Below are 23,000 nucleotides of genomic sequence, written 5' to 3'. Positions count from 1 at the left end.
TGTGATGAAAAAATGTCTATCACGACATTATTTTGAAAAGCAAATCTCGCACTGTGGCGGGTTCAAACGGTTTATCGCAAATGGCATCAACGCCAGCTTGCGCAATATTGGCAAGATGGGTGTCGTTCGCCTCTGAGCTCACCATTAAAATAGGAATATGCGAGTAAGTATTTGAGCCACGTACAGTTTCGGTTAGTTCGCGACCATCCATTTCTGGCATGTTGTAATCGGTAACGATTAAATCGAATGACTGTTCGTTAAGTTTTTCAATTGCTTGTTTACCATCTTGCGCCTCAACCGGGGCTGGTATTCCCATACCAGCAAGCACACGAATAATATGCTTGCGCGCAAAACGACTATCGTCAACAACCAGAACTCGTAATAAAGTGACATCAAAATGCTCTAGTTCGACCTCTTCTTCTGTAATTATGTCGAGCGTCGCTTTTAACGCGCGTGTAATTGCATCAGCACTAAATGGTTTAGGTAAAATGGCTAATACGCCCGACTGCCTTAATTGCTCAAGGTATTTTTTATTGCGTTCGCTCGAGATCAACATAAACGCTTGGCTTTCTGTGCGCGGGTTCGAACGAATGCTTTGTAACAAAGAGTCTGCAGTGCCATCGGCTAGGTACATGCTACTAATGACTAAATCGGGCTGATATTTTTCTAAAAGGGCTAACGTTTGCGCTTGATTGCTTGCGGTTTCTACTTGGGTTACACCACATTGAGTTAGTGATTTGATTATCAGTTTTTGCTGAACCTCTGAAGGCTCTACTAATAATATTGATAAATTGGCTATTGCAGTTAAATCACTCATGTAACTCTCTTGGGTTATGTTATTGCTAAACGATTGTGGTTTTACATTTCATTATAAAACAACATGTATCACTGGGGTTAACAAAACGCTTATTTATATGCATTTATTTGTAAGTTTTAAATTACAAATAAATCAAAACTTTTGAATGTACTCAAGCGCGGTCATTTTTTTATAACTTACATTTGGGTGTAGTATGTGAGCAAGATTAGGATCGACCACCTCGATAGGTATGTTATAAGTACGGGCTATTTCTAATGCCATTTGGGTGATATTTACACTAAACGAGGTGCCCATAAATACAATTTTATCAGCGTTGAGCATTCGCTGCTGTGCTTGGGTTATTCTGTAAAGCTCGGTGTAAAATTCATCAAACAACAACACAAAAGGCTTAAACGAATGGTTAAGCTCAGGTGTTTGGTTTTGAATGTTAAACAGCTCAAAAAGAGATTCATGCCGGCGGCTTTCATCTACACTATCCCACGGGGTCATCAGCGGCTCAACAGCTTCGCCTTGCTCATGAAATAGCGTCATCTGATCGAGCCTGCCGTGTATAGCAATGTAATTTTTGTTACCGGCTTTGCCATCAAGCCCATCTATATTTTGGGTTATTAAGTTTTTATCACTCAACCAATGATGCACGTCATTAGGGCCATGGTTACGATACGTTGCAAAACGGTTGTAATACCAAGCCAAAAACTCACGCGGATTATTTTGATACATTGCGCGCGTTGCCATTTCCATAGGCGTATAGTTTTTACTGCCTATAGTCCAAAAGCCTTCTTCCCCTCTAAACGTAGGTATACCACTAGCCGCGCTTACCCCTGCGCCGGTAATATAAAGCGTATTCATTATTTGACCTCGTAACCTAGCACATCATTAATAACTTGCTGTTGGTTATTCATTCCACCAATACGATATAAAATACCGTTATGCTCTAGTAAGCCTCGGTGATCCATCGTTGCAGTTTTAAGTGGCTGCATTACTTGCCATGTATTATTTTTAATATTAAAGCGCCATACATGACGACTTGCTGGAGCTGGCTGTTTGTTATAACCAATGCCATCGTAATTATAGGGGTTGCTTGAGCCAGCTAGCATGTAAATATGGCCATTATAGCTTGTAGCAGCCATACGATAATGTGCTTCGCCTGTTGGGTGTGGCAGCGTTCGCCAATCTATTTTTTGTGGGTTGTTGGCATTTATTGTGCCTTTTAAACATTGTGCAACCCCTGAAAACGAGCGGCGTGAACTTGGGTTTGCTTGGGTTTTTACGCCATCGCAAATAACAATAGTATTACCACTAATTGCAGCCGCTTGGCCAAATACAGGCTCACCTAAAAAAGGCGACGCCTGCTGCCATGTATTGTTTTTAGTATCGTATACTTGCACTAAATTTACGTTGCCATCGTTATGCCAACCGCTAATAAGGTATATGTAACGCTCTTTGTAGCTTAGCGCCACGCTGTCATCTACTGGGACTGGCATAGACTTGAGTTGCGTATAGCTATTTGTGGTTATATTGTATTTATACACGTCGGGGCTCGATATTTCCGTGTGATCTGCAGCAACAGTGTAGCCACCAAATACATAAGCGTATTTGCCTATACCAACCGCTGTACTTGCTAAACGCCCCTTAATTGGCAAGCTAGAAGGTACTGCCAATTTAGCCTGCCATTGGCTTTCTCCCAGCTTTAATGCCCACACTTTATTATGTACATCACTAAATTGTTTATTTGAAGCTAAGCCCATAAAGCTTAAGAAATAGGTGTTATTTTGCGCTGTAACTTTAGCTACTGCGTTGTTTGCAACAGGCTCAGGTAAAGCAGGAATGCTAGCTAGCAGTGCAGAAAAAATAAAACTCATATAAAAATAATCTTATTAAAGGTTAATAAAGTAAGGTTAATTTATTTTTCAACGCTGAACCAGTTTTGATAAGCCTTGTGATGCACTTACTGCTTTCAACACCTCAAAATATAAAATAAGTCAAAGCTACTTTTTTGTTAAATTAACTTTATGAACTTACGTTAAGTGTAAAAATCATCCGCTTTTGGTTGATAAAAAAACAATTAAACATGGACTTAATACTTTTGTTTAAAGATAATATATATTATTAATCATTTAAAATTAATTTTAATGAAGCCGTGTATACGTTAGCTATGGTATTTTTTAGTTATGGTTACTTTATAAGCTAATGATATATTGAAAAAAGTTAAAGGCTCACATAAAAAGTAGCAGCGTATTTTTGCTATATTTACACCATTCACAATGTTAATGTAATGTTCTTAAAATGTTTAAGAAAAGCAATTTCGCTTATATAACTTATGACTAGGTAGGAGTTCCTTAGTGAAAATTTCGCATCAATCACTATGGCCATTATTGTTTTTATCACCGCTTGTAATTGCAGACCCTTTTGAAGATGCTGAGCTCGACCTTAGCGCATTAATGGAAATGGATGTTCAAGTAACGTCTGCAATGAAGAGAGCTCAATCTGCATTTGATACCGCCTCGTCTATTTATGTTTTAAGTAAAGAGCAAATTAATAGATCTGGCGCAAACTCAGTACCAGAAGCATTAAAAATGGTACCTGGACTTATCGTTAGGCAACTTGATAATAATCAATGGGCAATCTCTTCGCGCGGTGTTGCGTCTCGATTTTCAAGTAAGCTTTTAGTTATGGTTGATGGGCAAAGCTTATATACACCTAAATTTGCAGCTGTCTATTGGGAAACACTGAATGTCCCACTTTATGATATAGAACGAATAGAAGTTATTCGCGGTCAAGGCGGCCTACTGTGGGGCACAAATGCAAATAATGGTGTGATCAATATTATTACTAAAAACAGTATTGATACTCGTGGTGCCTACGCGAATGCGACTACCGGTAATCAAATAAATATTGATGCTAACGCGCGATATGGCGGCGACTTAAGTAATAAAGGCAGTTACCGTATTTATGGTCATGTAAAAGATGCTAATGAGTCAAAAAAAGGGATTTCACTCACGCCTAGCGACACAGCCAAACAACATTCTTTGGGTTTGCGTGCTGACTTTACACCAAGTGACGAATGGTCTGCTTTAATACAAGGAGATGTTACACACTCTAACTTAGGCCAAAACTACCGTGGAGTTATTGACGAGACCAATAGAAACGTTTCATTTTCTGGGGACTTATCACGTACTGATTCTCGTGTTATGGCGCGTCTAGAAAATAGAATATCTCCCGACGCAAACCAAATGTTGCAAGTGTCATGGCTAAAGCAAAGTGGCAACCAAACATATATAAAAGAAAACTTTGAATCTATAGATATAGACTACCAAATGAACTTTTTATATGACTCTTTGCAGCTCGATTGGGGCTTGAATTACAGATATAACAAAATATCTTTCGAGGAAAGTGTATTTTTAGACAGTAATAAAGACCTAGACAATCTTCAACAATATGGTGGATTAATCCAAGCCCAATATAATGTTATACCCAATTATCTTGATTTAGTTGTCGGCACTAGGCTCGACCACAATGATTTAACTGGCTGGGAAAACCAACCATCGGCTAGGGTTATCTATAAGCCACAAGAGCGCCATCTAATATGGGGCGCTATATCTAGAAGTGTACGTACACCTACCCTGATAGAGTTTAATGATGACTATAAAGTGAATGGGACAGTTGTAGAAGAGGCGCTTGGTGGAAGTACTGGCATTAAAGCTATTGATGAATATGCGATTGCCACTTACCTCAATGGCAACGACAAAGTTGAATCAGAAAACTACGTCTCATACGAGTTAGGCTACCGCTTTGAAGGAAATAACACCTCTCTCGATTTGTCCGCATTCCATACAGATGCCGATAATATAGCAGCGATTAGATTTAACACCGATCCCAATCAGTTTCTGCCTGCTATACGTTCTTTTCAGCTCGGTCAATTTGAACAAGCCGCATTTGCGCTTACTCAAACTCGTGTCGATCTTGATATTGTTTCGCAGGGTGAAACAACAACTAACGGGTTTGATATAGTTGCAACCTGGCAACCGCTGAATAACCTAAGTACAGAACTAGGGTATAGCTATACAAAAATTGACTATGATTTACCCGAGGGAGCAACACCAACTATTGGTTTTGATTCAACTAATAGACAAGTATTTGGCAAAGTAAACTATACGCTTTTTAATAAACATAATATTTTTGCAACGCTTAGAGTTGAAAACTCAGACGCTTATAATACCGACCGTTACACTACAATGGATATAACCTGGAATTATCAAATTAACCAAATATGGTCTACGGCTTTGTCGGGTAAAAACTTGTTTGCAGGCTCTCACATAGAGTATAACAACACTCGTGAAACCTACACATTGCCTAACTACATTGATGAATGTATAACATTTTCAATTAAAGCCAGCTTTTAAGATTATTTAATGCAGCTATTAAAACTTTTACTCAACGGGCTATTAATTACATTAACACTATTTTTTAGTGCTAATAGTGCTGCGACTGAGAAAGAGTATATGCTCAAGGCTGGTTTTTTATATAACTTTGCTCGATTCGCTCATTGGGTAACACCGACGTATCATAATAATAACTTTACATTATGTAGCCCAGACGAAACATTCATCAACATTGCTGATGTTGCACTCACTAAGCGCAGTATTAAAAAACGCCCATTAGTAAATAAACACATATCACTTAATAGTAGCTCACTAACACAATGCAACATGGTATTCATTACATCAAAAACATACCAAGATTGGGTAAATACTCCTGGTTTAACTTATCAAAATATTTTATTAGTGGGAGAAAGTGACGGATTTATAGAAAACAATGGTCACATAAGATTTTTTCTATCAAGCGGTAAGGTCCGTTTCGAAATATCACCTAATAACCTTAAATCAAATGGCTTAACAATAAGCTCTAAAGTATTACGCCTTGCGCGAATTGTGGATAGTTAGAATGAAAAGACTATTCACCTTAGACACTATTAGTAAAAAGCTGCTTTTTATACTGATGAGCGTAGCATTTATATCAAGTAGTATTGTAACTGTAGCATTTGGTACATACGAATTAAGCAGTGCAAAAGGCGAACAAATAGAAAGTCTAAACTCTCTATCAAACATGATGTCGCCAAATATAGCCACCGCACTTATCTTTGAAGATTTAGAAGCAATTCAAGAACTAATAAAGCCTATTCTTACTCGTACAGATGTAATCTCTGCTATTGTTACTAATCGAACTGGAGATATTGTCGCAAAAACTAATTCGCACATGTTATCCGATAATGTTGAGCATGCTGTTGAAGTAAAAAAACAACTGACTATAGATGCTAACAACGTTGGCGAATTAGTAATCTACGCTAACAATAGCTATATCAATAATCGAATAGATTTTTATGTAAAGTTTATAATTAGTCTCACGCTACTATCCTTTGCTGTCAGCCTAATTATTTCATTGTTACTGAGGCGTCGTTTTTTAAGCCCCATTTTATATTTAGCTCAAACAGCTAACGACATCACTAAATCAAATGACTATAGTTTACGTGCCGAGCAACTCTCTAATGATGAGGTTGGCGAATTAACCGTATGTTTTAACGATATGCTCTATACAATAGAGCAACGTGAACACGCTTTAGAAAATCAAGTTAAAACACGTACCCAAGAGCTTGAAAATGCTAACAGCGAACTTCACCGCTACGCATACCAAGATGGTTTAACCGACTTACCTAATCGTCGTTTTTTCTACGAAGAAATACAAACGCTTATCAGTAATGACAATACAAGCTTTGCATTGATATTTTTAGATCTTGATGGCTTTAAAGACGTTAATGATAGCCTAGGCCATGACTACGGAGATTTACTGTTACATCATGTAGCCAATAGACTCAAAGCATGCATAGAAGATGAGGATATAATTGCAAGATTAGGCGGAGACGAATTTACATTAATTTTAAAAGACGCTAACCAAACATTCGCTGTTAAAGCTGCTGATAAAATCAAACAAGCATTATTAACACCTATACAATTAAAAGAAGAAACTGTATGTGTTACCGCAAGTATTGGGATTACTCTTTATCCTGAGCATGGTAGTACAGTAGAAAAGCTTGTAAAACGTGCAGACCAAGCAATGTATTTGTCTAAAAAGAAAGGTAGAAATAGGTACGAATTTTTCTCTTACTCAATTGAAGAAAAAGCCACTGAGAAAAGAAAACTCATAGAAGAAATAAAACTTGGTTTAAAAGAAAGTCAGTTTGAGTTGTACTATCAACCTATTTTTTCTGTTGACGGTAAGAGCATTACTAAAGCCGAAGCATTGATCCGCTGGAATCATCCACAAAAAGGATTAATAGGGCCCAATGAATTTATCCCTATTGCAGAGAAAAATGGCTTAATAAGCGACATAGGCCGCTGGGTGAAATCGCAAGCAATACAAGACTGCACTTTATTCAATAAAATATCTAAACGCCTTATACAAGTTAGTATTAATACCTCACCACTGGAAATTGATCGCTCTGGTGAGTGGGTTGAGCAATGGATACAAGCGAGCCAAAAATTCAATTTACCCGGACACTCTGTCTTAATAGAAGTAACAGAGAACACCCTAATGGGAACTGATTCAGAAATAAAACGACAGCTCAAGCGCCTAAGTGAGTTTCAAATAGATGTTGCTATTGATGATTTTGGCGTGGGTTACTCATCACTGGCATACTTACAGCGATTAGATATCGACATCCTTAAAATAGATCGTTCATTTATAAAGGATATAGAAAAAAATGATAATAGCATTGCACTAGTAAGGGCTATTATCACAATGGCCCATAACTTAAATGTAGAAGTAGTTGCTGAGGGAGTAGAAAAACAAGAGCAGTACATGTTACTAAAACAGATGCAATGTGATTATATTCAAGGCTATTACTTTTCTAAACCAGTTTCAAAAAAGGTGTTTGTCAGCGAATTCATTGAAGAATAACGCACAATTAAAACCAGCGAGGCACTACCTGTGAATATTGTTTATATTCAACTGTAAAGCTCTCGGTTAAATGTTTTTCCTCTACCAGAGTTTGCCTGTATATAGCTGCGACCCCAACGACTAAGCATATTAAACTAAATAAGCTTGGCAACGCTAAGAAAAATCCAATTTGAGCGGCTATCACCCCCAAATACATAGGGTTTCTAGAAAATTGATATAACCCTTTTGTCTTTAATTCACGCGGACCGTTTGGATCAATCCCTGAACGCCACAATGAGGCCATATTAAAATGAACAAGCATCGATAAAGCAAAACCTGCTGTCAAAAGCACATTGCCAAACATAACACCGGGCCAATCATTCAAACCAGTAAAAAGCCCTAGGTAATTATCAAGCGAAGGAACAAACACTCGCAATACACATACAAACCATATCAAGGCTCTAAAGAACTTAAACGCAGTATGGTTCCACCAACTTGCACAATACTTAACTCCAGGAAAAACAATGTTTTCTTTCTCAGTACGTGACATATAAATAATTCTATAGGTATAAAAGCCTGCTACAAATGTATAAAACAAAGCAAGGTAGATACGAGTAAACTCTATTAAAGAAGGTGAGTCATCAATAAATAAGGGGAAAGACATAGAGGACCCTGAATGAGTAAAAGCGTTAACAAAAGGAGAGCATAAAGCCCATAAGGACTTTTAACAAGTAAAGTTAAACAAAACCAATAATAACTTATCTCTATAAAAGTATTAGCCAATACGCTTATTTAAATCGCTAGTATTTTTTATATTGTTATAAATCTTAAATCAATACATAGAGAAGTAAATCTGTAAAAGTCACCATGAAATAGAAATTATTATTATGTAAAGGCTGACTTGTGCGGATCTCGCTTTGACGTTGTTATGCATAATGTATGGGAATTAAAATACCGTTGAGCACAGGATATGCATCAGCAGCCGCTACTGAGTTCGGCATAGGGTTTTGACTATTTACTAAACCCCAGACGGAAAAAACGACTATCGCTAGTCGGGCTCTCTACAATTTTAAGCCTGCGTAATGTCGTGGTGCCCACAGCGGTAGAGAGTCACATAGCAAATGTTACCTATCATAGGTCAGTGTATTGAATAACCAAAACACTGCCCACAAAGAGGCGCTTCGCTCAGGAGACGCTTCGCTTTAGAAAAGGAAATACTGAATATTACTTTTCTATAAACATAAAAAAATTTAGCGAATTGAGCTTTATTGTATTTGAAGCCTGCGGCCTGCGTAATGTCTTGGTGTCCACAGCGGTGGAGAGTCACAGTGAAATGTTACCTACCATAGGTCAGTGTATTTAATAGCCAAAACACTCTTAACAAAGAGGCGCTTCGCTTAGGAGACGCTACGCTTTAGAGAAGAAAATGTTGAATATTACTTTTCTGCAGACGTAAAAAAGCCGCTTCATTTCTGAAGCGGCTTTCTACAATTTGAAGCCTGGTAATGTCCTACTTTCACATAGCAAATGCTACACTATCATCGGCGCTGTTTCGTTTCACTACTGAGTTCGGCATGGAATCAGGTGGGTCCAAAACGCTATTGTCACCAAGCAAATATGGTGCAAAGAATTAATGACAAGCACGTAGTGCTCCCATTTTCTTTGCGCAAGGTGCCTCAATGTTAACGCTACGCGCTAAGAGTCACCTCATAAATTTGGAAAATATCTGATAATATTTTTTAAGTCTGTCGTAATATCTACTTTAGTTATTAACTTCTGTCTTAACTGTCACACAAAACGCGTTTGGCGTTGTATGGTTAAGCCTCACGGGTAATTAGTACAAGTTAGCTTAATGGCTCACACCACTTCCACATCTTGCCTATCAACGTTGTAGTCTTCAACGGCCCTTCAGAGACTTTAAAAGTCTAGTGAGAACTCATCTCGAGGCCTGCTTCGCGCTTAGATGCTTTCAGCGCTTATCAGTTCCGAACGTAGCTACCGGGCAATGCCATTGGCATGACAACCCGAACACCAGCGGTTCGTTCACTCCGGTCCTCTCGTACTAGGAGCAACCCCTCTCAATTCTCAAACGCCCACGGCAGATAGGGACCGAACTGTCTCACGACGTTCTAAACCCAGCTCGCGTACCACTTTAAATGGCGAACAGCCATACCCTTGGGACCGACTTCAGCCCCAGGATGTGATGAGCCGACATCGAGGTGCCAAACACCGCCGTCGATATGAACTCTTGGGCGGTATCAGCCTGTTATCCCCGGAGTACCTTTTATCCGTTGAGCGATGGCCCTTCCATTCAGAACCACCGGATCACTATGACCTACTTTCGTACCTGCTCGACGTGTCTGTCTCGCAGTTAAGCTGGCTTCTACCATTACACTAACCGTACGATGTCCGACCGTACTTAGCCAACCTTCGTGCTCCTCCGTTACTCTTTGGGAGGAGACCGCCCCAGTCAAACTACCCACCAGGCACTGTCCGTAACCCCGATTCAGGGGCCAACGTTAGAACATCAAAACTACAAGGGTGGTATTTCAAGGACGACTCCAACAAGACTAGCGTCTCATCTTCAAAGTCTCCCACCTATCCTACACATGTAGGTTCAATGTTCAGTGCCAAGCTGTAGTAAAGGTTCACGGGGTCTTTCCGTCTAGCCGCGGGTACACAGCATCTTCACTGCGATTTCAATTTCACTGAGTCTCGGGTGGAGACAGCGTGGCCATGGTTACACCATTCGTGCAGGTCGGAACTTACCCGACAAGGAATTTCGCTACCTTAGGACCGTTATAGTTACGGCCGCCGTTTACCGGGGCTTCGATCAAGAGCTTCTCCGAAGATAACCCCTCAATTAACCTTCCGGCACCGGGCAGGTGTCACACCGTATACGTCATCTTGCGATTTTGCACAGTGCTGTGTTTTTAATAAACAGTCCCAGCCACCTGGTCACTGCGGCTCCCGTCCGCTTAGAGAGCAAGTCTCATCACAGATAGGAGCGTACCTTCTCCCGAAGTTACGGTACGATTTTGCCTAGTTCCTTCACCCGAGTTCTCTCAAGCGCCTTAGTATTCTCTACCTGACCACCTGTGTCGGTTTGGGGTACGATTCGGTATAATCTGAAGCTTAGAGGCTTTTCCTGGAAGTATGGCATCAGCAACTTCACTACCGTAGTAGCTCGTCTCGTGTCTCAGGTTTAATGTTCGTCCGGATTTACCTAAACAAACGCCCTACTCACTTTCACATGGACAACCATCGCCATGCTTGCTTAGCCTTCTCCGTCCCCCCATCGCAATTATACCAAGTACGGAAATATTAATCCGTTTCCCATCGACTACGCCTTTCGGCCTCGCCTTAGGGGTCGACTTACCCTACCCTGATTAACATGGGATAGGAACCCTTGGTCTTCCGGCGTGCGGGTTTTTCACCCGCATTATCGTTACTCATGTCAGCATTCGCACTTCTGATACGTCCAGCATACCTCCCGGTACACCTTCAACCGCTTACAGAACGCTCCCCTACCACTCATACAAAGTATGAATCCGCAGCTTCGGTGCATAGTTTAGCCCCGTTACATCTTCCGCGCAGACCGACTCGACCAGTGAGCTATTACGCTTTCTTTAAAGGATGGCTGCTTCTAAGCCAACCTCCTGGCTGTCTGGGCCTTTCCACATCGTTTCCCACTTAACTATGACTTTGGGACCTTAGCTGGCGGTCTGGGTTGTTTCCCTCTTCACGACGGACGTTAGCACCCGCCGTGTGTCTCCCGGATATTACTTTACGGTATTCGGAGTTTGCAAAGGGTTGGTAAGTCGGGATGACCCCCTAGCCTTAACAGTGCTCTACCCCCGTAAGTATTCGTCCGAGGCTCTACCTAAATAGATTTCGGGGAGAACCAGCTATCTCCCGGTTTGATTAGCCTTTCACTCCTAGCCACAGGTCATCCCCTAACTTTTCAACGTTAGTGGGTTCGGTCCTCCAGTTGATGTTACTCAACCTTCAACCTGCCCATGGCTAGATCACCGGGTTTCGGGTCTATACCTTGCAACTATTCGCCCAGTTAAGACTCGGTTTCCCTACGGCTACCCTAATCGGTTAACCTCGCTACAAAATATAAGTCGCTGACCCATTATACAAAAGGTACGCAGTCACAGAACAAGTCTGCTCCTACTGCTTGTACGTACACGGTTTCAGGTTCTATTTCACTCCCCTCACAGGGGTTCTTTTCGCCTTTCCCTCACGGTACTGGTTCACTATCGGTCAGTTGGGAGTATTTAGCCTTAGATGATGGTCCACCTATATTCAGTCAAAGTTTCACGTGCTCCGACCTACTCGATTTCACTTAAAATGTCTTTTCATGTACGGGACTATCACCCTGTATCGTGGCACTTTCCAGAGCCTTCCATTAACACATAATAAGCTTAAGGGCTGTTCCGATTTCGCTCGCCGCTACTTTCGGAATCTCGGTTGATTTCTTTTCCTACGGGTACTTAGATGTTTCAGTTCTCCGCGTTCGCCTCGTTAACCTATGTATTCAGTTAACGATACCTGCAAGCAGGTGGGTTTCCCCATTCGGAAATCCTAGTCTCAAGTGCTTTTTACTAGCTTGACTAGGCTTATCGCAAGTTAATACGTCCTTCATCGCCTCCAACTGCCAAGGCATCCACCGTGTACGCTTAGTCACTTAACCATACAACCCAAACGGGTCTTTGTTTTGTGACAGTTTAACTTCGCCAGAAGTTAATATTGAATACTAAAGTAGATACCAATCAATCAACTCATAAGAGTGATTAAATGGCACTGAATGATACTGCTATCATTCTTTTTTACTTTTGAAAACTCTGTACAAATAACATTGTTATTCATACGAATTTTATTATCAGCTTTTCCAAATTTTTAAAGAGCATATTAATTAACTAAGCCAGTGGCTTAACTAATTAACAATCATCTGTGTGGACACTACGAACAAATAAGTTCTAAATCGTATAAGGAGGTGATCCAGCCCCAGGTTCCCCTAGGGCTACCTTGTTACGACTTCACCCCAGTCATGAATCACTCCGTGGTAAACGTCCTCCCGAGGGTTAGACTATCTACTTCTGGAGCAACCCACTCCCATGGTGTGACGGGCGGTGTGTACAAGGCCCGGGAACGTATTCACCGCGTCATTCTGATACGCGATTACTAGCGATTCCGACTTCATGGAGTCGAGTTGCAGACTCCAATCCGGACTACGACGCACTTTAAGTGATTCGCTTACCTTCGCAGGTTCGCAGCACTCTGTATGCGCCATTGTAGCACGTGTGTAGCCCTACACGTAAGGGCCATGATGACTTGACGTCGTCCCCACCTTCCTCCGGTTTATCACCGGCAGTCTCCTTAGAGTTCTCAGCATTACCTGCTAGCAACTAAGGATAGGGGTTGCGCTCGTTGCGGGACTTAACCCAACATCTCACAACACGAGCTGACGACAGCCATGCAGCACCTGTATCAGAGTTCCCGAAGGCACCAATACCATCTCTGGTAAGTTCTCTGTATGTCAAGTGTAGGTAAGGTTCTTCGCGTTGCATCGAATTAAACCACATGCTCCACCGCTTGTGCGGGCCCCCGTCAATTCATTTGAGTTTTAACCTTGCGGCCGTACTCCCCAGGCGGTCTACTTAATGCGTTAGCTTTGAAAAACAGAACCGAGGTTCCGAGCTTCTAGTAGACATCGTTTACGGCGTGGACTACCGGGGTATCTAATCCCGTTTGCTCCCCACGCTTTCGTACATGAGCGTCAGTGTTGACCCAGGTGGCTGCCTTCGCCATCGGTATTCCTTCAGATCTCTACGCATTTCACCGCTACACCTGAAATTCTACCACCCTCTATCACACTCTAGTTTGCCAGTTCGAAATGCAGTTCCCAGGTTGAGCCCGGGGCTTTCACATCTCGCTTAACAAACCGCCTGCGTACGCTTTACGCCCAGTAATTCCGATTAACGCTCGCACCCTCCGTATTACCGCGGCTGCTGGCACGGAGTTAGCCGGTGCTTCTTCTGTCAGTAACGTCACAGATATGAGGTATTAACTCACACCCTTTCCTCCTGACTGAAAGTGCTTTACAACCCGAAGGCCTTCTTCACACACGCGGCATGGCTGCATCAGGCTTTCGCCCATTGTGCAATATTCCCCACTGCTGCCTCCCGTAGGAGTCTGGACCGTGTCTCAGTTCCAGTGTGGCTGATCATCCTCTCAAACCAGCTAGGGATCGTTGCCTTGGTGAGCCATTACCTCACCAACTAGCTAATCCCACTTGGGCCAATCTAAAGGCGAGAGCCGAAGCCCCCTTTGGTCCGTAGACATTATGCGGTATTAGCAGTCGTTTCCAACTGTTGTCCCCCACCTCAAGGCATGTTCCCAAGCATTACTCACCCGTCCGCCGCTCGTCAGCAAAGTAGCAAGCTACTTTCTGTTACCGCTCGACTTGCATGTGTTAGGCCTGCCGCCAGCGTTCAATCTGAGCCATGATCAAACTCTTCAATTAAAAAGTTTTGTGTCTTTCGACAGCTCAATGAATTCTGAATTTATTTAATATCTTTCGATATTGAATTGACTGTGCTGAATAACTACCGAAATAATTATTCTGTTGGTCACTCAGTTTCAATTGAGACTCTAATTTGTTTGCCTCACTTAGCGAACTAAGCTTGGCTGTTAGAACTCAATCTGTACGAGTGCCCACACAGATGATTGCTTTATATTGTTAAAGAACGTTTGAGTTGCCTTAGCGACTCAAGGGAAGCGAATCTTACGCTTTCCTGTACTTTTGTCAACACTTAATTTTAAATTTTATAAAAATCTAAACTCAAGTTTTACTCGACTCACTAAGTGGTTTGCTTGCCTCGCTAAGCGTTGCCTGCTCTGCCGTCTCAGTGGGGTCGCATTATAGGGATATTCGAATGATGGTCAACGTTTATTTCACGCTTATTCAAAAGAATTTGGTTTTAGTACAAAATACATACAAACCGCGGTTTGAGGGGGTATAATTTGCATATAAAAAGACCTTTCAATCAGTTTATACAAAGGATGAGGTTATTTACTTTGAACTAATTTCACTTTTACGAAAATAATAACTTTGAGCTTCCTCATAAATATTCATCTTAAGCACTCACACAAACTGCCTTTATATATAACTGTATGAGTGAAATTGTTAGGTACTATTACTAACCATTAATACGTATATATTTATTAGCTAACTCATCAATAGTTTCTCGGCAATTTGGATCTGGTTTAATGCAATCTATTGGACATACACTTATACAGGTTGGCTTTTCATAATGCCCTATACACTCGGTGCACCTTTCAGAATCTATCTGATAAATTTTAGCGCCCATATAAATTGCTTCATTTGGGCACTCTGGGTCGCACATATCACAGTTAATGCATTTATTATTTATTAGTAGTGCCACTATTACCTCCTTCGTTGACCTTGAATAAAGTGCGAATACTGAATCGCACTTGTTTTATATAGTTTATAAGTTACTTAACGCTTTTCATCTCTGGAAAATACACCGAGCACCCATTAACTTTTTATTGCAAACCGCTAAGAAAACATTAATCTTAATGTCATTAATTAAGTTTTGGAGTTAAAAACAATGGCTGATTATGTATGGATATTCCCCGCAGTTGTACTTACTATCATTTTGGTTAAACTGGTTATAACTCATATAAACACTAAGAAAGAAGAGTCTTGATTTAACAGACTGCATGTAAATTAGTTCATTTCTTTAATAAGTAGCTTTTATTATGAATAAACTTTTTCGTTTTATTTAAGCAATAAAGTTCACAGTGATATACAGATACCTTCATTACTAAGTTTAATCGTTAAGTTACTACTGCATGCTTATGGGGGTTACGTGTATCTTGGTGCTCATCTAAATTACGCATCAATATAGCGTGCTCTAAATTAATACCTTCATCTAACTGAACTTTTACAATATACCCTGAGCCTTTGGCATCGCTAATACTTTCGCCCTTTTTGTTTTGCATGTATTCAAGCTCAAACGTAATGTTTCCTTGCGGTGTCATCAGCTCTAAAGAATGCCCAACACAAAATTTATTTTTAACGTCGATTTCAACTAGTCCATTTTCGCAGCGCCCTAGTACTTCACCCACAAATTGCTGCTTAGTAGACACCGAATGACCGTATTCGTAGTTTTGATATTCTTGGTGAGCATGGCGCTTTAAAAAACCTTCGGTATAGCCTCTATGTGCTAAGTTCTCAAGCGTCTTAAATAAGTTAGTATCGAATGGTTTACCCGCAACCGCATCATTTATTGCTTTACGGTATACCTGAGCGGTGCGCGCAACGTAATAAAACGATTTAGTACGCCCTTCTATTTTTAAGCTATGTACGCCCATTTTTGTAAGTTGTTCAACATACTGCACGGCACGCAAATCTTTTGAATTCATAATATAAGTGCCATGCTCATCCTCAAACGCAGGCATGTATTCACCTGGGCGACCTTGCTCTTCAAGCATAAATACATCATTGCTTGGTGCGCCTTCGCCAAGAGTAGGAATTACCTGTTTCGGATCAAACTTATGCACCATTTCGCCCGTCTCGTTTTCAACCCCAGGTTTTACATCGTATTCCCAACGGCATGCATTCGTACATGTACCTTGATTTGGATCGCGCTTATTTATATAACCCGAGAGTAAACATCGTCCAGAATAAGCCATACATAATGCACCATGCACGAATACTTCTAGTTCGGTGTCTGGACACTGTGTACGTATTTCCTTTATTTCTTCAAGCGATAGCTCACGAGATAAAATAACACGCTCAATACCTTGTTTTGCCCAAAACCGCACACTAGCGTAATTAACGGCATTTGCTTGCACCGATAGGTGAATAGGCATGGCTGGCCACTTTTCACGAACAAGCATAATTAAACCCGGATCGGACATAATCAGTGCATCGGGCCCCATTGCTATTACTGGCTCAATATCATGTAAATACGATTTAACCTTAGCGTTATGCGGTGCAATATTTGATACCACATAAAACTTTTTATTTAATGCGTGAGCTTCATTAATACCTATTTGTAAGGTCTCTAAGTCAAACTCATTATTACGCACACGTAAACTGTAGCGAGGCTGGCCGGCGTAAACGGCATCGGCCCCATATGCAAAGGCGTAACGCATATTTTTTAAACTGCCTGCAGGGCACAATAGTTCAGGTATAAAAGGGCTTGAAGAAACAGGTGACATTTGCGCTCCCTACAACAAAGGGCATTAAGCCAATTGTGTGCGTCATAAATTTAAATATAAAATCAAAGCGCGGCAGTATAAATAGCACTAAAAATTTCCCCTTGATCAAGATCATAAAATTGTAATTGAACTGGTTTTTAATAAAATTAGGATTTTTCAGCTAAAGCGCGTATAATTCGCGCCCGTTAATATTCACACTTTTACTTATAAATTATTGGAGCATAAAGATGGCTTTAGAGCGTACTTTCTCAATCGTAAAACCTGATGCAGTAGCTAAAAACCACATCGGCGCTATCTACAACCGTTTCGAAACTGCTGGCCTTAAAATCGTTGCAGCTAAAATGGTTCACCTTTCACAAGAGAAAGCTGAAGGCTTCTACGCTGAGCACAGCGAACGTCCTTTCTTTGGCGCTTTAGTTTCTTTCATGACTTCTGGCCCAGTAATGGTTACCGTTCTTGAAGGCGAAAACGCTGTTCTTAAAAACCGTGAAATCATGGGTGCTACTAATCCTGCTGAAGCACTAGCTGGTACTTTACGTGCAGACTACGCTGACAGCATCGACGAAAACGCTGTTCACGGTTCTGACGCTGTTGAATCTGCTGCTCGCGAAATCGCGTACTTCTTCGCTGACGAAGAGCTTTGCCCACGTACTCGTTAATTTGAGTTTCACAGTTAACCCTGTGATGCAAAGTATGAAAAGGGCTTTCGAGCCCTTTTTTAGTCATTAATTAAAGTATTACACTGGCATATTTGATGTTTTACTTAATGATTAAAGTGAGTGAATTGTGTACAATTCGCCCTTGTAAATTTTATCACCACCGTTACTGATTAAGGTTGTTTCATGACCACTGCGCAAAAAAAGATTAACTTATTAGATTTAAACCGAGATGCAATGCGTGAGCTATTTGTATCGTTCGGTGAAAAGCCGTTTCGTGGCGATCAGGTGATGAAATGGATTTATCATTTTGGCGTAGATAACTTCGACGAAATGAGCAATGTAAATAAAAAGCTTAAAGAAAAGCTGAAAGCTGAATGCGAAATTGTAGCCCCTGAAATATCAGTTCGCCAACAAGCGAGCGACGGTACAATCAAATACGCATTAGTCCTTGAAGGCGGCCAAGAAGTTGAAGCCGTGTGGATCCCAGAAAAAGAACGTGCAACGTTATGTGTATCTTCACAAGTTGGCTGTGCTTTAGAATGTACGTTTTGCTCTACCGCACAACAAGGCTTTAACCGTAACTTAAAAGTGTCTGAAATTATTGGCCAAGTATGGCGTGTAGCTAAAGATATTGGCCTTGATGGCAACAGCGAAAAGCGCCCGGTTACTAACGTAGTAATGATGGGTATGGGCGAGCCATTGCTTAACGTTAAAAACGTAGTACCTGCTATGGAATTAATGATGGACGACTGGGGCTTTGGTTTATCTAAGCGCCGCGTAACATTAAGTACATCGGGCGTGGTACCGGCACTTGATTTATTAAAAGAGAAGATTGACGTAGCGCTTGCTATTTCACTTCACGCGCCAGATAACGCACTGCGTGATATTTTAGTTCCTATTAATAAAAAGTACCCTATTGAAGAGTTTTTAGCGGCATGTCGTCGTTACATTGATGGCTCTAAAGCCAATAAAGACGTAACAATTGAATACGTAATGCTTAACGGCGTAAACGACAGCACCGACCAAGCTCACGAATTAGTTAAAACGTTAAAAGGCACGCCTTCTAAGGTAAACCTTATTCCGTTTAATCCATTTCCGGGCAACGAATACACACGCTCGAGCAACAGCCGAATAGACCGTTTCTCTAAGGTTTTACAAGCTGCTGGCATTACATGTATTGTGCGTCGTACTCGCGGGGATGATATTGATGCAGCATGTGGGCAATTAGCCGGCGATGTAGTTGACCGCACTAAACGTATGGCGAAAAAGAAAATGCGTGACGATAACAAAATCTCAGTTAACATCCAGCAAGCCTAAATTTAGTTAAATTACTAAAAGCCCTCCTGTTAAATCGTTTATTATTAAATAATTGATGCAACATGAGGGCTTTTAGGTAATATAGGCAATATGGACAAAAATAAAGAGATAAGGTAATGCGATCTATACTTGCTATAACACTATCGGCACTGGCTTTAAGTGGCTGTGTTACCGAAAGTAGTTATAACGGCAGTAATAAGCCCGTTGTCAAAAATAAAATCAATAACGCCGGGGCAGCACGCACTCGAATAGCTTTAGCCTTACAGTACCTAAAAACAGGTAATAATTCACAAGCAAAATACAACCTAGAACGCGCTGCTGAATTCGCTCCCAATTTACCTGAAGTTCATTACTCTATGGCCTATTACTACCAGCAAGTAGGTGAAAACCCATTAGCCGACAGAGCCTACCAAAAAGCATTAGATATAAAGCCTGATGATCCTAATACACTCAACAACTACGGTGTATTTTTATGTGGTATTGATGAATACGACCGCGCCACTGATCAATTTTTAAAAGCCATTGAAATTCCAACGTATATTCGTGTTGCCGAGAGCTACGAAAATCTAGCATTGTGCGCCATTGAATTTGATGATTTTGAAAACGCAGAAACTTACTTTAAGCAAGCGCTTAATCATAGCTCTCAACGAACCTCTACTCTTATAAGCTTAGCGGCTCTGTTTTATGCAAAAAGTGACTTATACAAAGCGAACGACATTCTTAAAAAACATGACGACACAGGCCGAGTATCCTCGCGTGCTTTAATGCTTAGCTATTTAGTTAAAAATCGCATGGGTCGAATAGAAGAAGCCGAAAAAGTAGCAAGCACACTTTTACAAACCTATTCTACTAGTAAAGAAGCATACGCAATTAGAGAGCAACGCACACGATTTAACGAATTTGAAATGCTGCGCGAGAAATATCGTAAGGCAAAACTCAATGAGTTAAAAGCTGATGCAGACGGCACATATATAAGTGCAAAACCAAAAATAAAAATAGTTAGAAAAAAAGCACCTAATCAAGACAGCACAACAAGCCTGGTTATTAAGCAACCGGCGCAAATAAGTCCAGCAAAGCCTGAACAAAACACGCAAGATGCGAATCCGGTCATAGCCAGAAATGATATGAACACAAGCGCAGAAACAGCTGTTAATGAAGTTGAAACAACACCAGAAGTCACTCCAAAAAAAGTTACACCTAAAGCACCTGTAACAACAATTGTAAAACAGCCAGTACAAGCTGAAACAAAACAAATTAAACCCTCAGGGCCATCAACAGATACGTCTGCGGTATTACTTGCGTTAACAACTCAACCAAATACAACAAATATGCCTGAGTCAGTTGTTGAAGAGCCAGCTACTAATTCAAGCACAGCAGCTTCAACAGTAACAGCTAAAGTAGTACCAGAAGCCCCAAAAGAAGAGGTGAAAATTATTTCTTTTGGGGCGCCTAAAACGGCTAACTTTAATTCTCCTCAAATAAATCAGCCAGCAGTCACGACGAACACGACAGCTGCCAGTAACGACTCAAATGTTGTTTTTTACGAAGCCACTAAAAATGAAGATATTTTTGAAACGAGTGGTTACCAAAACGGTAGTGACGTTACATTTACAAACTTATCATCAAATAAGCAAACAGCGTTACCCATGTTAAATCCTAAAGTCGCTGCATTACGAGTGCCTTTTCATATCATTGAGTTTGGTGAAAACCTATTTAGCATTTCGGTGCGATACAATGTTAAACTACAAAAGCTCCTACAATGGAATGGATTAAAAGAGTCGGATCGGGTAATGAATGGCAGCAAAATTTACTTAAACGATCCTAATATTTATTACGAAATTAAATCTGGCGACTCCCTTTACGATATTGCTACCCAGAAGCAAGTATTAATTGATGAATTAATGCGATGGAATAAATTAAGTCCTGATATAGAGCTAAAACCAGGACATAGACTTTTACTAGTGGATCCAGACTCATACCTATTATGAATGAAGAAAATACGCAAAGCGAACAGCCTACAGTAGGCCAAATTTTAAAAGCACACAGAGAGCAAGCTAAGGTAAGCATTGAAACCATCGCTAAACCACTAAAGCTATCTGAGTTTCAAATTAAACACCTTGAAAATGACGACTTTCAAGCGTTAGGACCTATTACTTTTGTTAAAGGCTACATAAAGAACTATTGCCGTGAATTAAAAGTAGATAGCGCACCTATATTAGCCATGTTGCCAGCACCACCTGAGCCAGCAAAACCAGCTAACATGCAAAGCTTTTCTCGTCGTACAGAAAAAGAAGCAAGCGATAGCCGTTTAATGTTAGTAACTTACATTATTATAGCCATTGTTATTGGCTCGTCTGCTTTATGGTTTTGGCAAAACGCCACCCCAATTGAAGAACAAACTACAAATATAAATATTGGCAACACCATAATGAGTGAACGCCAAGCCATTCAATCAACTAATATTGAACAGCAAAAAACAGCAAACGATGTTGATGAGTTACGCCAAGAGTCTATTGAGCAAAGTACAGATTTAACAAATAACGAAATAACACAAGCAGTTAACGAACAAACTTCAGAGTCAGATACCGATAAAGCCGACATCAGCACAATAGAAATGCTATTTAATGACGAAAGCTGGGTCGAAATTCACGACGGCGAAGGCGAAAAAATAGCCTTTGGCGTTAAAAAAGCAGGTTACAGAATGACTGTTTCTGGTACACCTCCTTTTGCTGTTGTGCTTGGTAAGCACAATGTAGTTAACATTACCTTAAACGGTGAGCCAATAGATATTTCGGCTTTTCCTAAGAACCGTTTAGCCAAATTTACATTACCATTAGCAGAGTAGTCGCTATGTTTTCAGAATCATCAATTAAACGCAGAAAATCCACCCGTATTAATGTAGGCAATGTGCCTATTGGCGACGGCGCTCCAATTGCCGTGCAGTCGATGACTAATACCGACACCATGGACGTTGATGCAACCGTTGCACAAATTCAAGCCATCCAAGATGCTGGCGCCGACATAGTACGAGTATCGGTACCGACTATGGACGCAGCTGAAGCGTTTAAAAGTATAAAAGAGCAAGTAAGTATTCCGCTTGTTGCCGACATTCATTTTGATTACCGCATAGCCCTAAAAGTGGCAAAGTATGGCGTAGATTGTTTACGTATAAACCCTGGTAATATCGGAAGCGAAGAGCGCATTAGAGCTGTTGTTGATTCAGCTCGCGAGCACAACATCCCTATTCGTATTGGCGTTAATGGCGGCTCACTTGAGCGCGATTTACAGGAAAAATATGGTGAACCAACACCTGAGGCGTTATTAGAATCAGCAATGCGCCATGTTGATATATTACGTCGCCTTGATTTTGATCAATTTAAAATATCGGTAAAAGCGTCAGACGTATTTTTAGCTGTAGGCGCATATCGCTTGCTTGCAAAAGAAATAGACCAACCTTTGCATTTGGGTATCACTGAAGCGGGCGGCATGCGTTCAGGATCGGTTAAATCGGCTGTTGGCTTAGGTATGTTACTAGCCGAAGGCATAGGCGATACATTACGAGTATCACTCGCCGCCGACCCGGTACAAGAAATAAAAGTAGGCTTTGATATATTAAAATCACTGCGCATTCGCTCTCGTGGTATTAACTTTATTGCCTGCCCCAGCTGTTCTCGTCAAGAGTTTGATGTAGTAAGCACTATGAACCAATTAGAAGAACGCCTTGAAGATATAATCGAACCGGTTTCTGTATCGGTTATTGGTTGTGTAGTAAATGGCCCTGGTGAAGCACTCGTCAGTGATATTGGCCTTGCCGGTGCAAATCGCCGTTCTGGTTTGTATATTAATGGTGAACGTCAAAAAGCCCGTATCGACAATAACAATATTGTTGAGCAACTAGAGGGCTACGTTCGCGATTTTATAGATAAAAAGCAAAGCCAAACCCCTATCGATGTAAAAATAGTCGAATAAATAACGTATAAACCGCCAAGCATTCGTGTTTGGCGTTGACCCTTATA

The 23,000-nt window shown here is 40.9% G+C and carries 14 protein-coding genes and 3 rRNA genes; 8 read left to right on the top strand and 9 right to left on the bottom strand.

Annotated features, from left to right (window positions below; all coding sequences use genetic code 11):
* Positions 1-19 precede the first annotated feature (19 nt).
* The 3 genes from PMAN_RS16825 to PMAN_RS16815 form a co-directional block, all read right to left on the bottom strand.
* Entirely contained in the window at positions 20-817 is a 798-nt protein-coding gene (locus PMAN_RS16825; protein ID WP_010556920.1) for a response regulator transcription factor, read from the bottom strand.
* Between the two features lie 132 nt (positions 818-949).
* A complete protein-coding gene (locus PMAN_RS16820) occupies positions 950-1,666 on the bottom strand; it encodes an SIR2 family NAD-dependent protein deacylase (RefSeq protein WP_010556921.1) in 717 nt (238 codons plus the stop codon).
* Positions 1,666-2,679, bottom strand: coding sequence for a Kelch repeat-containing protein (locus PMAN_RS16815; RefSeq protein ID WP_010556922.1), 1,014 nt, complete (start codon positions 2,677-2,679; stop codon positions 1,666-1,668). The genes PMAN_RS16820 and PMAN_RS16815 overlap by 1 nt, the downstream gene beginning before the upstream one ends.
* A gap of 480 nt (positions 2,680-3,159) precedes the next feature.
* Here PMAN_RS16815 and PMAN_RS16810 point away from each other — a divergent pair, with 480 nt between their 5' ends.
* From PMAN_RS16810 to PMAN_RS16800, 3 genes are read left to right on the top strand one after another with little or no spacing between them, the layout of a single operon-like run.
* Positions 3,160-5,220 carry a TonB-dependent receptor plug domain-containing protein gene (locus PMAN_RS16810; RefSeq protein WP_010556923.1) on the top strand — a complete coding sequence of 687 codons (2,061 nt, stop codon included), beginning with the start codon at positions 3,160-3,162 and terminating at the stop codon, positions 5,218-5,220.
* Between the two features lie 9 nt (positions 5,221-5,229).
* Entirely contained in the window at positions 5,230-5,760 is a 531-nt protein-coding gene (locus tag PMAN_RS16805; RefSeq protein ID WP_010556924.1) for a YfiR family protein, read from the top strand.
* Position 5,761: 1 nt separating this feature from the next.
* A complete protein-coding gene (locus tag PMAN_RS16800) occupies positions 5,762-7,771 on the top strand; it encodes a putative bifunctional diguanylate cyclase/phosphodiesterase (RefSeq protein ID WP_010556925.1) in 2,010 nt (669 codons plus the stop codon).
* Positions 7,772-7,778: 7 nt separating this feature from the next.
* On the opposite strand, the gene PMAN_RS16795 is transcribed toward PMAN_RS16800, so the two are convergent.
* The 6 genes from PMAN_RS16795 to trhP all read right to left on the bottom strand — a co-directional run bounded on the left by PMAN_RS16795 (position 7,779) and on the right by trhP (position 17,008).
* Positions 7,779-8,414 (bottom strand): methyltransferase family protein, encoded by a 636-nt coding sequence (locus PMAN_RS16795; protein ID WP_010556926.1) that lies wholly within the window; start codon positions 8,412-8,414, stop codon positions 7,779-7,781.
* Positions 8,415-9,247: 833 nt separating this feature from the next.
* Positions 9,248-9,362, bottom strand: a 5S ribosomal RNA gene (gene rrf, locus PMAN_RS16790).
* A 201-nt stretch (positions 9,363-9,563) separates the two neighbouring features.
* Positions 9,564-12,449: ribosomal RNA gene (locus PMAN_RS16785) — 23S ribosomal RNA — on the bottom strand.
* A gap of 296 nt (positions 12,450-12,745) precedes the next feature.
* Positions 12,746-14,282, bottom strand: a 16S ribosomal RNA gene (locus PMAN_RS16780).
* Together the 16S, 23S and 5S rRNA genes form the textbook arrangement of a ribosomal RNA operon.
* A 676-nt stretch (positions 14,283-14,958) precedes the next feature.
* Positions 14,959-15,204 carry a YfhL family 4Fe-4S dicluster ferredoxin gene (locus tag PMAN_RS16775; RefSeq protein WP_010556031.1) on the bottom strand — a complete coding sequence of 82 codons (246 nt, stop codon included), beginning with the start codon at positions 15,202-15,204 and terminating at the stop codon, positions 14,959-14,961.
* 415 nt (positions 15,205-15,619) lie between these two features.
* A complete protein-coding gene (trhP, locus tag PMAN_RS16770) occupies positions 15,620-17,008 on the bottom strand; it encodes a prephenate-dependent tRNA uridine(34) hydroxylase TrhP (protein ID WP_010556032.1) in 1,389 nt (462 codons plus the stop codon).
* A 227-nt stretch (positions 17,009-17,235) separates the two neighbouring features.
* On the opposite strand from trhP, the gene ndk reads away from it, so the two are divergent.
* The 5 genes from ndk (at position 17,236) to ispG (ending at position 22,953) form a co-directional block, all read left to right on the top strand.
* Positions 17,236-17,667: a nucleoside-diphosphate kinase gene (ndk, locus tag PMAN_RS16765; protein ID WP_008111339.1), complete on the top strand. Its 432-nt coding sequence runs from the start codon at positions 17,236-17,238 to the stop codon at positions 17,665-17,667.
* Positions 17,668-17,850: 183 nt separating this feature from the next.
* A complete protein-coding gene (rlmN, locus tag PMAN_RS16760) occupies positions 17,851-18,984 on the top strand; it encodes a dual-specificity RNA methyltransferase RlmN (RefSeq protein ID WP_006793574.1) in 1,134 nt (377 codons plus the stop codon).
* 116 nt (positions 18,985-19,100) lie between these two features.
* Positions 19,101-20,972, top strand: coding sequence for a type IV pilus biogenesis/stability protein PilW (pilW, locus tag PMAN_RS16755; protein WP_010556033.1), 1,872 nt, complete (start codon positions 19,101-19,103; stop codon positions 20,970-20,972).
* Positions 20,969-21,829 (top strand): RodZ domain-containing protein, encoded by an 861-nt coding sequence (locus PMAN_RS16750; protein WP_006793572.1) that lies wholly within the window; start codon positions 20,969-20,971, stop codon positions 21,827-21,829. The genes pilW and PMAN_RS16750 overlap by 4 nt, the downstream gene beginning before the upstream one ends.
* A 5-nt stretch (positions 21,830-21,834) precedes the next feature.
* A complete protein-coding gene (gene ispG, locus PMAN_RS16745; RefSeq protein WP_010556034.1) occupies positions 21,835-22,953 on the top strand; it encodes a flavodoxin-dependent (E)-4-hydroxy-3-methylbut-2-enyl-diphosphate synthase in 1,119 nt (372 codons plus the stop codon).
* Positions 22,954-23,000 lie beyond the last annotated feature (47 nt).

This window comes from Pseudoalteromonas marina (genome assembly GCF_000238335.3).
GTDB classification, from domain to species: Bacteria; Pseudomonadota; Gammaproteobacteria; order Enterobacterales; family Alteromonadaceae; genus Pseudoalteromonas; species Pseudoalteromonas marina.
Note: the sequence above shows the minus strand (reverse complement) of the source record. Positions and strands in the feature narration are given on the sequence as shown.

Coding starts and splice junctions, on each gene's coding strand:
- PMAN_RS16825 (WP_010556920.1), bottom strand. CDS start 817: ATGAGTGATTTAACTGCAATAGCCAATTTATCAATATTATTAGTAGAG.
- pilW (WP_010556033.1), top strand. CDS start 19,101: ATGCGATCTATACTTGCTATAACACTATCGGCACTGGCTTTAAGTGGC.
- PMAN_RS16805 (WP_010556924.1), top strand. CDS start 5,230: ATGCAGCTATTAAAACTTTTACTCAACGGGCTATTAATTACATTAACA.
- PMAN_RS16815 (WP_010556922.1), bottom strand. CDS start 2,679: ATGAGTTTTATTTTTTCTGCACTGCTAGCTAGCATTCCTGCTTTACCT.
- trhP (WP_010556032.1), bottom strand. CDS start 17,008: ATGTCACCTGTTTCTTCAAGCCCTTTTATACCTGAACTATTGTGCCCT.
- PMAN_RS16820 (WP_010556921.1), bottom strand. CDS start 1,666: ATGAATACGCTTTATATTACCGGCGCAGGGGTAAGCGCGGCTAGTGGT.
- ispG (WP_010556034.1), top strand. CDS start 21,835: ATGTTTTCAGAATCATCAATTAAACGCAGAAAATCCACCCGTATTAAT.
- ndk (WP_008111339.1), top strand. CDS start 17,236: ATGGCTTTAGAGCGTACTTTCTCAATCGTAAAACCTGATGCAGTAGCT.
- PMAN_RS16800 (WP_010556925.1), top strand. CDS start 5,762: ATGAAAAGACTATTCACCTTAGACACTATTAGTAAAAAGCTGCTTTTT.
- PMAN_RS16750 (WP_006793572.1), top strand. CDS start 20,969: ATGAATGAAGAAAATACGCAAAGCGAACAGCCTACAGTAGGCCAAATT.
- PMAN_RS16795 (WP_010556926.1), bottom strand. CDS start 8,414: ATGTCTTTCCCCTTATTTATTGATGACTCACCTTCTTTAATAGAGTTT.
- rlmN (WP_006793574.1), top strand. CDS start 17,851: ATGACCACTGCGCAAAAAAAGATTAACTTATTAGATTTAAACCGAGAT.